At 66.0% G+C, this 15,265-nt stretch carries 9 protein-coding genes; 8 read left to right on the forward strand and 1 reads right to left on the reverse strand.

Annotated elements, in window-relative coordinates:
* Window positions 1-13: 13 nt before the first annotated feature.
* On the forward strand, window positions 14-676 hold the full coding sequence (locus tag ACQP1G_RS09965) for a TetR/AcrR family transcriptional regulator (RefSeq protein WP_433201241.1): 663 nt from the start codon (window positions 14-16) through the stop codon (window positions 674-676).
* Here ACQP1G_RS09965 and ACQP1G_RS09970 read toward each other — a convergent pair whose 3' ends face one another.
* Window positions 677-1,216, reverse strand: coding sequence for an ester cyclase (locus tag ACQP1G_RS09970; protein WP_433201244.1), 540 nt, complete (start codon window positions 1,214-1,216; stop codon window positions 677-679). It abuts the gene before it with no gap.
* Window positions 1,217-1,537: 321 nt separating this feature from the next.
* Between ACQP1G_RS09970 and ACQP1G_RS09975 the strand changes: the two genes are divergently transcribed.
* The 7 genes from ACQP1G_RS09975 to ACQP1G_RS10005 are packed head-to-tail and all read left to right on the forward strand — an operon-like array spanning window position 1,538 to window position 15,260.
* Window positions 1,538-7,918, forward strand: coding sequence for a type I polyketide synthase (locus ACQP1G_RS09975; RefSeq protein WP_433201247.1), 6,381 nt, complete (start codon window positions 1,538-1,540; stop codon window positions 7,916-7,918).
* A 10-nt stretch (window positions 7,919-7,928) separates the two neighbouring features.
* Window positions 7,929-9,323 carry an aminotransferase class I/II-fold pyridoxal phosphate-dependent enzyme gene (locus ACQP1G_RS09980; RefSeq protein ID WP_433201250.1) on the forward strand — a complete coding sequence of 465 codons (1,395 nt, stop codon included), beginning with the start codon at window positions 7,929-7,931 and terminating at the stop codon, window positions 9,321-9,323.
* Complete coding sequence (locus ACQP1G_RS09985; protein ID WP_433201253.1) at window positions 9,320-11,329, forward strand: CRTAC1 family protein; 2,010 nt, start codon at window positions 9,320-9,322, stop codon at window positions 11,327-11,329. The genes ACQP1G_RS09980 and ACQP1G_RS09985 overlap by 4 nt, the downstream gene beginning before the upstream one ends.
* A complete protein-coding gene (locus tag ACQP1G_RS09990; RefSeq protein ID WP_433201256.1) occupies window positions 11,326-12,432 on the forward strand; it encodes an RnfABCDGE type electron transport complex subunit D in 1,107 nt (368 codons plus the stop codon). The genes ACQP1G_RS09985 and ACQP1G_RS09990 overlap by 4 nt, the downstream gene beginning before the upstream one ends.
* Window positions 12,433-12,471: 39 nt before the next feature.
* Complete coding sequence (locus ACQP1G_RS09995) at window positions 12,472-13,437, forward strand: DUF1702 family protein (RefSeq protein ID WP_433201259.1); 966 nt, start codon at window positions 12,472-12,474, stop codon at window positions 13,435-13,437.
* Between the two features lie 3 nt (window positions 13,438-13,440).
* Window positions 13,441-14,247 (forward strand): SDR family oxidoreductase, encoded by an 807-nt coding sequence (locus tag ACQP1G_RS10000; protein ID WP_433201262.1) that lies wholly within the window; start codon window positions 13,441-13,443, stop codon window positions 14,245-14,247.
* Complete coding sequence (locus ACQP1G_RS10005; RefSeq protein ID WP_433201265.1) at window positions 14,247-15,260, forward strand: UbiA family prenyltransferase; 1,014 nt, start codon at window positions 14,247-14,249, stop codon at window positions 15,258-15,260. The genes ACQP1G_RS10000 and ACQP1G_RS10005 overlap by 1 nt, the downstream gene beginning before the upstream one ends.
* The last annotated feature ends 5 nt before the right edge of the window (window positions 15,261-15,265 follow it).

A 15,265-nucleotide genomic window follows, 5' to 3' on the forward strand; every position in this document is an offset into this window, starting at 1 on the left:
ACTAGTCGGTTCGATGCGTGATCGCCTGATCGAGGCAACAGTTCAGCTCATTTCGACGGAAGGATTGACCTCGCTGACCGTGCGACGCGTGGCGCGGATCTGCGGGGTTTCCACCATGGCCATCTATTCGAACTTCAGCGGTATGCCCGGCCTGATCCAGGCGGTCGGCTCGGAAGGGTTCACCCAGTTGGTCGCGCGGCTGGCGCAATGCCAGGTCGCCGACGACCCGATCGCCGAAATATTGGTACTCGGCTTCGTCTTTCGAGACGAGGCGCTGCGGAAACCCGAGCTGTTCCGGCTGATGTTCGCCACCGAGTCGCCGAAGGCAGAGGTGAAGGTGCGCCGGGGCAATGTGCTCTCCGGTGGCAGCGATTCCGACTTCGAGAATTTCGCGGAGAGCTTCGATTACGTGGTGCGCGCGACGCAGCGAGCACTGGACGCGGATCTGCTGCGCGGCACCAATGCCCGCGCGGCGGCCGCCCAGTTCTGGACCGGGCTATACGGGTTCGTCCAACTGGATATGGCGGGCCTCTATGGCGACGACGGCCTGTCCGAGGTGCTGTTGCCCTCGATCGTCAACATTCTGATCGGTATGGGCGCCGAACGCGCGACGGTCGAGCGATCGGTGGTCCACGCCCTCGATTTGGTCATGTCGCCGACCGGCGTCTGGGCGTGATCACGGGCGGAGCTTGACGGCGATGCGCTGAGCGCGGGCCATGGCACGCTCGGCGAAACCGTTACGTTTGGGCAGCAATTCGAGTTGCAGTAGGAGTTCGTTCAGATCCCAGGTGGCCTTGCTGCGCCAGATGAGTCCAGAGCGGAACTGCCAGATGTCGACCACGAACAGGTCGAACTTCTTGCCGGTGCCCGCGAATCCGGGCGGGTCGATCAGGCCGAGATGGGTGCCGGTCATCCGCCACGGCACGATCGCGGCCAGTGCGTCCGGCGTGATGACGGGCTCGAAGACAGTGGTGTAGTGGACATCTGGGAATGCGCGCTTGGTGCCGTGGACGAACTCTGCCACGCCGGCACGTCCGGTGATCAGCTCGCCCTCGGACGGGTCGAGCCAGCGCGTGTCCTCGGTGACGCAGGCCGCCACCGCGGCGCCGTCGCCGGTATTCCACCCGGCGATGTAGCGGTCCACGAAGGCGCGCAACCAATCGGCGTCCGAGATGGGTTCGGCGGCCGGATCGAGCGCGAATTCACCAGAGTTCATGGCGTCACGGTACCTGGATAACAATGTCATCGGTTCGAATAACAATGTCATCGGAGTCGATGACATTGTTATTGGAGTCGGCCGACTGTGAAATAACACTGTTAGGGGTCGCATAACAATGTCAGCCCCATCTTCCGGGCCGGTCGTATAACACTGTAATTGCCCGAGGCGACACCTGAATCCCTTGTGTCACAACAGCTTTCGATTGTTGTGAGTTATCGGTTGAGCATTGAAAGTATGCTGCCTATCGTTCATAGATAATCGTTCATCGCGCAGGGCGGACATCTTCATCGCTCAGGGTAGAAATCAGAGGACCACGCAATGTCCGATGCGGCAATCGTCGGTATCGGGTGTCGATTTCCGGGTGGAATCGATAGCCCGGGTACCTTTTGGGATTTCCTGGTCCGCAAGGGCGACGGCATCGTGGAGGTGCCCGCGGATCGCTGGAGCCTGGACAAGTTCTACGACCCGGATCCGGAAGCACCCGGCCGGATGTACACCCGCCGCGGCGGGTTTCTGACCCAGTCGCTGTGGGAGTTCGATGCCGATTTCTTCGGCATCTCCCAGCGTGAGGCGTCGATCATGGACCCGCAGCAACGGCTGCTGCTGGAGGTCGCGTGGGAGGCGCTCGACGACGGCGGTATGGCCGGGCGGATCGCGGGCCGTGATATCGGTGTCTTCGTCGGCGGCTTCATGAACGACAATGCGGTGGGCCGCAATGTCGTCCGGTCTGCGATCAACAGCCATACCCCGACCAGTTCGTCGCACACCCTGCTCTCGGCGCGCATCGCCTTTCTGCTGGACCTGCGCGGTCCGACCATGACCATCGACACCGCCTGCTCATCCTCGCTGGTGGCACTGCACCAGGCAGTCCAATCCCTGGCGCTCGGCGAATGCAGTTCCGCCATTGTCGGCGGCGCCAACGCCATGCTCCAGCCGGAGACCTTCATCTCCATGTGCAAGGGCCGTTTCCTGTCAGTCGACGGGCGCTGCAAGTCATTCGACGCATCCGCCGACGGCTACGGCCGTGGTGAGGGTGCGGGCGCGGTGATCCTCAAACCACTCGACGCGGCGGTCCGCGATGGTGACCGCATCTATGCGGTGGTCCGCGGCAGCGGAGTGAACCAGGATGGCCGCACCTTGGCCGTGCCCGTCCCCAATCCCGTTGCGCAGGAAGAACTTGCCCGGCGGGTACACACCAAGGCGGGCATCGCACCGCAGGAGATCGGCTACGTCGAGGCACACGGCACCGGAACACCGGTCGGCGATCCCGCTGAAATGGCGGCCCTGGGCGCGGTGTACGGCGCGGTCGAGGGTCGGACCGAGCCGCTGCCGGTTGGGTCGGTCAAGGCCAATATCGGGCATACCGAGGCGGCGGCCGGGGTGGCCGGGGTCATCAAGGCCGCGCTGACCGTGCACCACCGGACGATCGCGCCGCAGGCCTGGTTGGACCAGCTCAATCCCGAGATCCCGTTCGACGAACTGCGATTGCGCGTGCCGATGGCGACCGAACCGCTGGTCCGGCCGGTGGTCGCGGTCAATAGCTTCGGCTACGGCGGAACCAACGCGCACGCGCTCATCGGTCCCGCGCCCGATCCGGCCGCGGTCGGCGAAGCCCGTTCCGGCGCGGCGAACGAGCGCGGCGGTCGTGCGGCGACACTGCCGATCCTGCCGCTGTCGGCGCGCAGTGAACAGGCATTGCGCACGCTGGCCGCGGAGCTGATGGCGGCGATCGATACCGAGCCGATCGAGAAGGTAGTCGAGGCGGCCTGGGTGCGGCGTGCGCATCATCCACTGCGCAGCATCTTCCGCACCGACGACAATATCGAATTACGTTCCCAGCTAGCGGAATTCGCAGCGGGCGGCGGTCCGGCTCCGGGCCGTGCCCTCGCCGAGGGGCACACCGATCCGGTGTTCGTCTACAGCGGAATGGGGCCGCAGTGGTGGGCCATGGGCCGCAGCCTGCTGGCCGCGGCAGGTCCGGCAGCCGAGCTGGCGCGCGAAATCGACCGGGAATTCACCCAACTCGCGGGCTGGTCGATCCTCGAGGAGATGGGCCGCGATGAGTCGGACTCCCGAATCTCGCGCACCGAAATCGCGCAACCCGCCAACTTTCTGCTGCAGGCCGCGCTCACCGCGGAACTTGCCGAACTCGGTATCCGGCCCGCTGTCGTAGTGGGGCACAGCGTCGGCGAGGTGACTGCGGCCTATGTGTCCGGATCGCTGTCGCTCGCGGAGGCGGTGTCGGTCAGCTATCACCGGTCCCGCCTGCAGGCGACCACCGCGGGGACCGGGGGCATGCTCGCGGTGGGTCTGGCCGAGGCCGACGCCCGCGAACTGATCGCCGATGTGGACGGCGTGTGCATCGCCGCGGTCAACAGCTCCTCGGCGGTAACCCTCGCAGGCGAGGAACCGGTGCTCGCGGCGATCACCGAACGCCTCACTGCCGAAGGCGTTTTCGCCAAGGCACTGCGCGTCGAAGTGCCCTATCACAGCCATCTGATGGACCCGATCCTCGACGACCTCCGTACCGCGCTGGCGTCGCTCGCGCCGGGCGTCAGCACCGTCCCCGCCTACTCGACGGTGACCGGCGGGCCGGTCACACCACAGGATTGGGATGCGGAGTACTGGTGCCGCAATGTCCGCGATCAGGTCCGGTTCGCGGACACCATCGGCGAGTTGCTGGCGGCCGGACACCGGGTCTTTCTCGAACTGGGGCCGCATCCGGTGCTGGGCGGCAGTATTCGGGAAATTCTGGTGCAGCAGGGCATTTCCGGCGCGGCGATCAGCACGCTGGTACGCGGCGGTGACGATCACGAGCACATCCTGACCGCGGTCGGCGAGCTGTACCGCGCGGGTTCATTGGACGGCGACCGCTTGCCCAGCACGATTGATCCGGCCATCGAGCATATCGAGCTGCCCCGGTATCCGTGGCAGCGTCGGTTCGCCTGGACCCAGGAACCGGAAACCGAGCTGGATCGGATCGGCACCCCCGGCGGATTCGCCATGTTGGGCGATCGCACCGCATCGGTGGCGCCGGAGTGGGAACTCCAACTGTCGGTATCGAATCTGCCATGGCTGCGCGATCACGTCGTGGCCGATGCGGTGGTGCTGCCCGGGGCGGCCTACCTCGACGCCGCCCTCAGTGCCGCCGCGCAGCGCACGCGGCGCGATACCTTCGGGCTCGAATCCGTCGAGTTCGTTGCCCCGCTCGTCGTCGACGAGCACGATGTGCCGGTCGTTCGGATCAGCGTGGAAGAGAACACACACCGGTTCGTCATCCGCTCCCGGCCCGCCACCGGCGGGGCATGGACCGTCAACGCGCACGGACGACTCATCGAGGCCGATACCGACGCCACTACCGTCGATATTGCGCCGCAGGCGGATTCGGTCGAGGTCGCGGTGGACGAACTCTACGAGAGCATGGTCGAGCACGGACTCGCCTACGGTCCGCGGTTCCGGTTGCTGCGTGAAGTCCGGGTCGGTTCGGACAGTGTTGTCGCGCAGCTCGATTCACCGATATCCGAACCGCGGACAGCGCGGCATCTCGCGCATCCGGCCGTCGTCGATTCGGCCCTACAGTGCTTCGCCGCGCTGTACGCGAGATCGATGGCCGCACAGTCGAACTCGGGCGACAAAGCCGAGGTCGTGGTGCCTGCCGCAATCGCCGGGATTCGCTGGAACGGACCCATTCCGGCAGACCCGGTCGTGATCGTCAGGCGCGACCCCGGCGATCCGCTGCGCGCCGATATCCGGATCGCATCGGCGAACGGTGTGGTCGCGCTGACGATGTCGGGAGTGCAGTTCCGCGCGCTCACGCCTCGGCCCGCGCTCTCCGATCAGCTCGACCAGCTGTTCTACGAACCAGTGTGGGAAATCGTGGCCGATACGGGCGAATCGACACCGCCCGCCGTGCCCGGCGTCGAGGAATTCCTACTCGTCGTCAACCTCGGTGCGGAGATCTCGCAGCGGGCCAAGGAAATCGCCAATGCGGGTGTGCATGCCGAATTGGTGACGGTGGGAGAGCATGCCTCGGCCGCCGACAGCGCGCAGTTGGTCGAGCTGCTCCACGCCGTATACGGTCAGCCCGAGGTCGAGCGGCTCCGGGTCGTGGTCGTCGCCGGGGCGGAACTCGACGCCATGCGCAACGTGTACGGCCTGGCCCAGGTCGCCCAAGCGATCAAGGGACTGCTGTCCGATGATTCCGCACCACGGGAGCCCGGTGTCACGGAGCTGCCGGTCGTGATCCACGCGGTCGTGGTCACCGAACAGGCACTGTGCCTGCCGATCGATCGTTTCGCCCGGTTGGAGCACTCGGCCCTGACCGGCGCGCGCCGCGAACTGCTCAACGAACTGCCCGCCGGTCAGTGGCGGCTGGTGGATACCGAGCCCGACTCCGCCGCGGCCGACATCCTCGAGCACGTCTACGCCGACACCGCCATCGACGAGGTGGCGCTGCGGGCCGGTGCGAGTTGGACGATCCGCTGGCGGCATACCCTCGCGACTCATCGGGCCCGCTGGGATGTCGCGCAACCGCTGACCGATGCCGAACAGTCCTTCGAACTGGATATCCCACGCTCCCGGCTACTTCCGGAACTCGCGCTGCGCACCACCGACCGGATCGCACCGGGACCCGACGAGATCGAGATCCGGATGCAGGCGGTCGGCCTGAACTACAAGGACACCTTGAAGGTGCTCGGTGTGCTCACCGAAAAGGAGCTGGACGGAACCTTTTACGGCACCGAGATCGGCATGGACGGCTACGGCGTCGTGGCACGGATCGGCAGCAACATCACCGATATCGCACCCGGAGACGAGATTTCGGTTGTCGCGCCCGGAATCGTGCGGCGGTATGCCACGATCCGGCCGGATGCGGGCGCGACCACCCCGATGGACATCTTCCCACCCGGCGCCTTCGATCCGCTGCACTGCACCTCGGTGATGCCGCTGTTCACCGCCGAAATCGGGCTGGTCGAGCTGGCCAGGGTGCAGCCCGGCGAAACCGTGCTGATCCACGGTGCGGCGGGCGGTATGGGCATGGCCGCCGTCCAGGTCGCATTGCGGATCGGGGCTCGGGTGATCGCCACCGCTGGCACCGAGGAACGCCGCGCCCAGGTGCGTGCGCTCGGCGCGCACGAGGTACTGGGTTCGCGGTCGATCGGCTTCGTCGACGAGGTGCTGCGCCTGACCGACGGTGCGGGTGTCGACGTCGTCTACAGCTCAGCGCCGGGGGAGATCCTGCAGCAGAACTTCCGTGTCGCAGGCGAATTCGGTCGCATCGTGGATATCGGCAAGGCCGACATCTACGGTTCGGGCACCATCGACCTGCGCCCCTTCGATCGGAACCTGGCGTTCTTCGCCGTCGATATCGACCGCATCCTGGCGCGACGTCCCGAGCAGGTCCGCCGGGCCGCCCGCCGAGTGGTCGATGTGATGTACCGCGGCGAGTACGCCGCCCTGCCGAATACCGCATTCCCACTGGACGATCTGACCGGTGCATTCGAAACGGTCGCGCGCTCCGCACAGATCGGCCGAGTGGTGCTCGACCTGCGCGAGGAGCACCCGGCGGTGCGCCATATTCCGCGAGAGGTCGAATTCGATTCGCACGCCAGCTATGTGGTGACCGGCGGGTTCGGCGCGTTCGGGCTGGCGACCGCGCGTCAGCTGGTCCGAGCCGGAGTGCGCCATCTGGTACTCGTCGGGCGTAGTGGCGCCGCCACCCAGGCGGCTCGGGAACAGCTGGCGCAATTCGCCCGCGACGGTGTCGAGGTGCGTGCGGAACGCCTCGACGTCTCCGATTACGATGCGGTCGCCGACCTCATCGCACGCATCCAGGCCGGCGCAGCGCCGCTGCGCGGCGTCATCCACGCCGCCGGGGTGGTGAACAACACCGAGATACCCGAGATCACCGCCGAATCGCTGCGCGAGATCTTCGAGCCGAAGGTGATCGGGGCGATCAACCTCGATCGGGCTACTACCGCTGCCGGTGTCGATCTCGACATGTTCGTGCTGTATTCCTCCGCCAGCGGTATCGCTGGACTGTCACCGCAGTTGGGTTATGCCGCAGCCAATTCCGCGCTCGACGCACTCGCCTGGACGCGGCGCGCACAGGGCAGGCCCGCGCTGTCGGTGGACTGGGGATTCATGCGCGGCGACGGTGGTATGGCCGACTCCCGCGCGGTATCGCGGTATGCCGAGATGACCGGATACGGCTCCCTCGATATGGATTTCGCCACCCTGCTACTGCGCGAATGTCTGCGTTTCGATGTGCCGCAGGTCGCATTGCTCGATATCGACTGGGCACAGTGGGCGCTCGCGCACCGATCCTCCGCGCGGGCACCGCGATTCGTCGATCTGGTCACCGCCGCGGGCGGCGGGGCAGCCGGCGCCGGTGCCCTGCGTGCCGCGATCCTGGCGCTGGACTCCGAACACCGCGGCGAAGTGGTCGCCTGCCTGCTCGCCGAACAGCTCGCGATCGTGCTCGCCGTCGACGCCGACACCGTGGATCTGGCGACTCCGACGATGGAGCTGGGGCTGGATTCGCTGATGGCCATGGAATTCGGTGCGCGCGTGGTGAAAAGCCTCGGCGTCAAGATGTCGGTCCTCTCGATCGGGGCCGGACTCTCGCTGGCCGGGCTCGGCGTCAAGATCGCCGCGCAGATCGCGCACGAAGAAGCAAATACCGAACAGACCCCAGCGTGAGGAAGTGTGGATGACCACTGAGAGCATCGATCCCCGTGCGCTGGCACGCGCCCTGATGGCCCAGCACAGTTCGGGCAACGGCGCGAATGCGGACTCCGGCACCGCGACGGTGCCGACCACACCCGACCGCAGTGCGTCGAACGGGCGGATAACCCACAGTTCGACCCGGCAGACGAGCTTCCGCGACCACCCGGGCGTGCTGGCGGCCACCGAGAAGTGGACCGCCTTCGACACCTGGACCCGCCAGACCGGGGTGCTCAACCCCTACTACCTGCCGCACGAGGGCATCAGTGGGCCGGTGACCCGATTCGCGGACCGAGATATGGTGAACTTCAGCAGTTTCGGCTACCTCGACTTGGCCGCCGAACCACGCGTGCACGCCGCCGCGACCGCCGCGATCGGCCGCTACGGTACCTCCGCGGCGGCGGTCCGAATGGTGGCGGGGGAGTTGCCGCTCTACGGCGAGCTGGAACGCGAGATCGCCCGGATCTACGACACCGACGCCGCCATCGTGACGTCGAGCGGCTTCCTCACCAATGCCGCGGCGGTCGCATTCCTGCTCGGCAAACGCGATATCGCGATCTGCGATTCGCTGATCCACAACAGCATCGTCTCCGGCACCGAGTGGGCCGGTTGTCAACGAGTCACCTTCCGGCACAACGATCCCGAATCGCTGGAAGCGATCCTCTCGATGTCGCGGCGCAGCTTCGAGCGGGCGCTGGTACTGATCGAGGGCGTCTACAGCATGGATGGCGATGTGGTGCGGCTGCCCGAAATCATCGAGGTGGCAAGGAAATACGACTGTTCCATCATGATCGACGAAGCGCATTCCTTCGGTGTCCTAGGCGAACGCGGGCTCGGCGTGCGCGAGCTGTTCGATCTGCCGGGTGATGCGGTCGATGTCTGGATGGGCACGCTGTCCAAGTCGCTCGGCAGCGTCGGCGGATACCTCGCGGCCAACCGAGAGCTCGTCGAAGGGTTCAAGTACTCCGCCGCGGGCCTGAGCATGTACACCGCATCTCCCGCACCATCCGCGGCGGCGGCCGCGCTCGAGGGGCTGGCCGTGCTACACGACGAGCCGGAACGTGTTGCGGCACTGCGGCACAACGCGCAGTACTTCTATCGCCGGGCACGTGAACTCGGCTTCGACACCGGCAACGGACAGGGCACCCCGATCACCCCGATCATGACCGGAGCGAGCGAACCCGCGGTGCGTGCCTCGATGGAACTGCTGGAGCGCAATGTGATGGCCAACGCCATCGGGCATCCGGTGGTCCCCGACGGCGAGGCGCGACTGCGGTTCTTCATCAACTGCCGGCACACCGAGGCGCAGCTCGATCATGCGTTGGACACCCTGCGTCAGGTGTTCGACGGTCTCACCACGGAAGAGAGTCATCACTCGTGAAGTTGCCGATCAGTTCTTCGCTGTTGCGAAAAGCGTTGGTGCCGTTGGCATCGGTCACACTCATGGCGGTCCTGTTCGTCCCGGCGCGCTCGGCCATGATCGCTCCGGTCGAGACCGATCCCAACAGTCCGCTGGCGAGCCGGTTCCATTTCACCGAGATGCCGATCGCGCTGCCGCCGGGTCTGCCGGAGCACAAGATTCGCCATATCGAGCCGCGCTATGAACATGTCGTGGCGTGGCTGTCCTCGGTCAATTCCGCGGCCGCCATCAACGATATCGACGGCAACGGCCGCGCCGATGATCTGTGCCTGGTCGATTCCCGATCCGATACGGTGATCGTGACGCCGACCCCGGACAGCGACACCAGCCGCTACGCACCGTTCGTGCTCGACCCCGCACCGCTGCCGACCGATGACCGGATGGCGCCGACCGGCTGTATCCCCGGCGATTTCGACCATTCCGGGCGGATCGGTCTGCTGGTCTACTACGGCGGCCGCACGCCGATCCTGTTCCTGCCGCGCGCGGGTGCCAACCATCTGGACAATAAGGCGTTCCGGCCGGTCGAAATGGTTGAACCACCGGCGACCAAAGACGGCGGCTATCAGGGCGCGCGGTGGTTCACCCTGGCTGCCTCCGTCGCCGATTTCGACGGCGACGGCAATCCGGACGTCTACCTCGGAAACTACTTCCCCGACAGCGATTTCATCGGTCCCGACGGCGAGCACAGCCTGACGCTCAACGAATCGTTCTCCACCGCGACCAATGGCGCGACCGACCGCATCCTCACCTTCCAGCAGAGTACGGGCGGCGCCGAGCCGACCGCCATGTACCGCGAGGTCTCCAATGCGCTCCCGGAAGGCAAGTACAACGGCTGGGCATTGGCCACGGCCACCCAGGACCTCACCGGCGACCAGCTGCCCGAGCTGTACGTCGCCAACGATATGGGGCCCGATCGCCTGTTCGTCAACAAGTCCAGGCCGGGACATATCGAGTTCGGCCTCGCCGAAGGTGAGCGCGGCCCGACTGATCCGAAATCCTTTGTGCTCGGCCATGATTCGTTCAAGGGGATGGGAGCCGACTTCGCTGATCTGGACGGCGACGGCCTGCCCGACCTGTTTGTCAGCAATATCGCCCAACGCTGGGGCATCGTCGAATCCAACTTCGCGTTCTACAACACCGCGGGCGATACGAAACAGGCAGCGGCCCAGCTCGATGCGGGCGTAGCACCCTTCGAGAACCGGGCGGTGCGCAAGGGCGTCGCCTGGGACGGCTGGTGCTGGGACACCAAGATCGCGGACTTCGACAACAGCGGCCGGCCGCAGATCGTGCAGACGAACGGCATGTTCAAGGGTGAGAGCACGCGCTGGCCGCAGGTGCAGGAATTGGCCACGATGAACGACGACTTCACCAAATACCCCTGGGCCTGGCCGAAGTTCACCGAGGAATCCGACCTGGCGGGCAGCAACCGAATCGGCTTTCTCGCCCAGGACGACAGCGGCAAGTTCACCAATATCTCCCCGGCGCTCGATATCTTCGCGCCGACGCCGACCCGGGGCATCGCGGTCGGTGACGCGACCGGGACGGGGGCGCTGAGCTTCGCGGTGGCCCGGCAGTGGGCGGCTCCGGTCTACTACCGCAACGACGCACCGCACCGCGGGCAATACCTCGGTCTGCGGCTGTTGACTCCGCCGACCAACGCCGCCTCCGGCGATACGACGGTGGCGGGCAAGCCGGTACTCGGTTCTCCCGCGCTCGGCGCCGAGGTCACGGTGACGACGCCGGACGGCAAACCGCATGTGGCGCAGGTCGACGGCGGTAGCGGGCACGCCGGAAAGCGCTCCACCGATATCCATATCGGGCTCGGTGATATCGATCCCACGGCGCCGCTGACGGTGCAGATCGCGTGGCGCGACAACCACGGCGCCACCCACACCCAACAGCGGCAACTGCCGGCCGGGCAGCACACCCTCGTTCTCGACTCCGATGCCCGGGAGGTGCACCAGTGAGTGTTCAAGAAAACGGCCATCCGTCCAACGGGAAAACCGATGTCACCGAGGGCATGAACGGCAACGGATCGTCGCCCGCCGAGGAGACGGTTCCGCCGCCGACACCAGCACAGGCCTTGCGGCGAAAGTGGTTGGGCATCAACAAGGAAGGACGTGATCCGCGCTATCTCGCCCTGCGCAACTTCGCGGCCTCGCTGACCTTCTTCAATATTCTGGGCTTCCTGTGGCTCGGATTCGAGCAGCCGTGGCTGTGGCCATTCCTCGGCGCGGCCACCGCGTACACGGTGGAGTTGGTCCTGGAAACGCTGGCGGCGTGGGCCTATCGCCGACCGGCGGGTTACCGCGGCAACGGACTTCGCGGCCTGATCGTGTTCCTGTTGCCCGCGCACATCACCGGTGTGGCCTTCAACTTCCTCATGTACGCGGCAGATCAGTTCCTGCCGATCATGTTCGGGATCACGGTCGCGGTCGGCACCAAATGGATACTGCGCGCGAAGATCAACGGGAAGGTGAAGCACTTCATGAACCCGTCGAACTTCGGCATCGTGGTCGCGCTGCTGGCCTTCCCCGCGATCGCCGTCGTGGGTCCCTATCACTTCGTGGAGAACATCTCGGGACCGGCCGACGCGCTGATCGTGCTCGGGCTACTGGGCGCGGGAACCATGTTGAACGCCAAGCTGACCAAGAAGACGCCGCTGATCCTGGCCTGGCTGGGTGCGTTCGTGCTGCAGGCGGTGGTGCGCGGGCTGCTGGACGACCAGATCTCGATCATCGCGGCCCTACTGCCGATGACCGGCATCGCCTTCGTGCTCTACACCAACTACATGATCACCGACCCGGCGACGACTCCGTTCAAGAAGCGGGATCAGATTATCTTCGGCGCCTCGGTGGGCGTGCTGTACGGGGTGCTGATGACCCTGCACGTTTCATTCGGGTTGTTCTTCGCACTGGTGATCGTCTGCGCGAGCCGCGGACTGTTCTGGTGGTACCGCAACATTCGTGAATGGCTGGACGGCCGTGCGGCGGTGATCGGTGAGGTCGCGCCGCCCGCGGCCGAGGAACCGGCGTTGCCCGAGCCGGAGAAGGAAGTCGTCCGATCCTGATCGCCGGAACCCGCAGCACCGCAACAGAATCGAGGAAATATGCCGTCACTGATCGGACCGTTGCGCTCCACCCTGCTCGGTACCCGGATCGAGGAGAACCCGCTGGATCGCCCCGGCTTCGCGATGCCGAACCCGGCGACCGCCGCCGAACTCCAGCGGGTCGCCACCCACCTGTCCAGCAGTATCCATTTCGCCGTGTGCACCAAGAACAATGACGAGTTGATCGAGCACATCCAGCAGCTGCCCGAGCAGTACCAGGGATTCGCCTTCGAAGGCGCCGCGACGGGTCTGGCCGCCGTCGACTCGATCACCCCGTTCAGCCACCGCGCCGCGGATCTGTTCACCGGCCCGGCCGCCAAACACGACCTGACGATGTATGTCGGTGTCGGGCTGGCGATGGGCAAGATACCGAAACCCATTTGGAGGAAGGTCTTTCCGAAGCATCCGGTGTACCGCTGGCTCGCCATCGATGGATACGGCTTCTACAACGCCTTCTTCCGAACCGAGAAGTACATCGCCCGCCACCATGTCGACAACCGGTACCCGTCCTGGATGGGGGATAGCGCACCGTTGAAACGCGCGGCCGATCAGGGGATCGGTCGCGCGCTCTGGTTCATCGGCGGCGGTTCGGTCGACGGTGTCGCCGCCCGGATCGCCGAGTTCGATCCGAGCAGGCACGCCGATCTGTGGAACGGCATCGGCATCGCGACCACCTTCGCCGGCGGCGTGGAAGTCGGTGACCTGGAAGCGATCCTGGCCCTGGTGCCGCAGTTCCGCCAGCAGTTGGCGGCGGGTTCGACCATGGTCGCGAAGATCCGCCAGCAGGCCGATAGCGCCACCGTGCATACCGAGGTCGCCGTGCGGACCTACACCGGCCGATCGATCGACGAGGCCGCCGCCCTGATCGACAAGGCGTTCGTCGGAATACCGGAGGACGGCACCGCTGCCAGCTACCACGCCTGGCGGGACCGGCTCGGTGAACTCGCCGCCGCGGGCGAGAGCTGAGTCATGAACTGGACCGATAAGCATGTGATCGTCACCGGCGGCTCGGAGGGCATCGGGGCGGCCGTCGCCAACGCCTTCGCCCAGCGCGGCGCGCGGGCCTCGATCATCGCGCGGCGGGAGGCGCCACTGCGCGCGACCGCCGAGCGGATCGGGGCCGACTGGTGCGCCGCCGATGTCACCGACCGGCCGGGTCTGGCGAGCGCCATCAAGGAACTCGAGCAACGTAACGGCGCCTGCGCGGTGATCGCCTGTTGCGCGGGTCTCACGCTGCCCGGCCTGTTCCTCGACGTCGACGGCGACGAGTTCGGCATCCAGAGCGACGCGAACTATCTGGGTTCGGTGCATGCCATTCGGTGTGTCCTGCCCGGCATGGTCGAACGCGGCAGTGGGCATATCCTGCTGCTCAGTTCGACAGCGGCCTTCCTCGGCATCCCCGGATACTCGAGCTACGGTCCGACCAAGGCGTCCGTCCGTCAGCTCGGCCTCTGTCTGCGCTACGAGGTCGAGCCCGCCGGGGTGACCGTATCGGTGCTGTACCCGGCCGATACCGACACGCCGGGACTGGCCAGGGAGAACCTGCGCAAACCGGTCGAGACCAAGGCCATCACCGGTTCGATCAAACCGATGCCCGCCGATAAGGTCGGCGACGCGGCGGTGCGCGGGCTGGAGCGGGGCCGTCATCACATCACGATGGATCCGCTCACCACCTTCTTCCTGCGGTGGGCCAATCTCCCGGAGGATCTGTCGCGGCCGTTCTTCCGCCGCAGTATTTCCCGGGCACGTCGACGTGCGCACCAGGAGCTGACCTGATGTCCACCACAGTCAGCGGCGGGGCCGCCGCGCTGCGCACGCAGCTACGCCACATCTTCACCGCGGGCCCCGGCGAGGAGGGCCGCCCGCTGCCGCTGCGCACGAAGATCAACTACGCGCTGTGGCTGACCCGGCCGGAAATCGCGCCGATGTCCGGTGCGGTCATGGTGGCCGATGTCCTGTTCAGCGCACACACCGGAGCCGAGATCTGGTCGGCGCCGATGATCGTGGCCGCGGTGATGCTGGCCGCCGCCATTCAACTGCTGCACGTCGCCAACTGCCTGGCCGATCGCTGGGTGGACGTCGAATACAAATCCAAGTTCTCCCGCATGGTTCGAGATCTCGGCGTGCGATTCGTGGCGTGGCAGATCTACCTCACCACGGCGGGTATCGGTGTCGCGGCGGTCTACCTCGCTGTGGCGACCGGACATCTCGATCTGCTGCTGATCATCCCCATCGGCACCCTGCTACTGCTCGAATATTCGCTGCCGCCATGGCATTTCAAGGCCGCAGGATTATGGCAGATTCCCTGGACCTACCTCATGACCATGGTCTTCCCCGGCGTGGTTGTGCTCCGGCTGTACGACCGACCGATCGAAATGCCTGCACTCATCGCCATTCTCGGCCTTGGTCTGACGACCACCGGGGTTTTCGTAGCGAACACCGCCGAAGACATTCCGGAAGACACCGAGCACGGATTCCGGACATCGGTGGTGGCGCTCGGCCTGCGCGTCTCGCTGTTCGAATCGATGACGCGGGTGGCCGTCGGCGCCGCACTCGTAGCCGGTTCCGTCGTCGCCACGGTGGGATTCACCTGGACACTGATCGTGTACGCCGTTGGGGTGTCGATCGTTATCGGCTATCTGGGCCGGACCCAGCTCGGCACCTGGGGCAAGCCGCTCGACGACGCCATGCCACTGGTCCGGTCGCAGGCGAAACTGTTCGTCTATATGGTCGCGCTCGTCGCCTGGGCGGCGGTCGTGCCCGCGGCCGCGGTGTTCTGCCAACGGTGAGCGAA

The sequence above is a fragment of the Nocardia sp. CA-107356 genome (genome assembly GCF_050946365.1).
Classification (GTDB): domain Bacteria; phylum Actinomycetota; class Actinomycetes; order Mycobacteriales; family Mycobacteriaceae; genus Nocardia.

Bases quoted from the DNA above. Each gene is read 5' to 3' on its own strand.
- ACQP1G_RS09995 (WP_433201259.1), top strand. From the start codon at position 12,472: ATGCCGTCACTGATCGGACCGTTGCGCTCCACCCTGCTCGGTACCCGG.
- ACQP1G_RS09975 (WP_433201247.1), top strand. From the start codon at position 1,538: ATGTCCGATGCGGCAATCGTCGGTATCGGGTGTCGATTTCCGGGTGGA.
- ACQP1G_RS09965 (WP_433201241.1), top strand. From the start codon at position 14: ATGCGTGATCGCCTGATCGAGGCAACAGTTCAGCTCATTTCGACGGAA.
- ACQP1G_RS09970 (WP_433201244.1), bottom strand. From the start codon at position 1,216: ATGAACTCTGGTGAATTCGCGCTCGATCCGGCCGCCGAACCCATCTCG.
- ACQP1G_RS09980 (WP_433201250.1), top strand. From the start codon at position 7,929: ATGACCACTGAGAGCATCGATCCCCGTGCGCTGGCACGCGCCCTGATG.
- ACQP1G_RS10000 (WP_433201262.1), top strand. From the start codon at position 13,441: ATGAACTGGACCGATAAGCATGTGATCGTCACCGGCGGCTCGGAGGGC.
- ACQP1G_RS10005 (WP_433201265.1), top strand. From the start codon at position 14,247: ATGTCCACCACAGTCAGCGGCGGGGCCGCCGCGCTGCGCACGCAGCTA.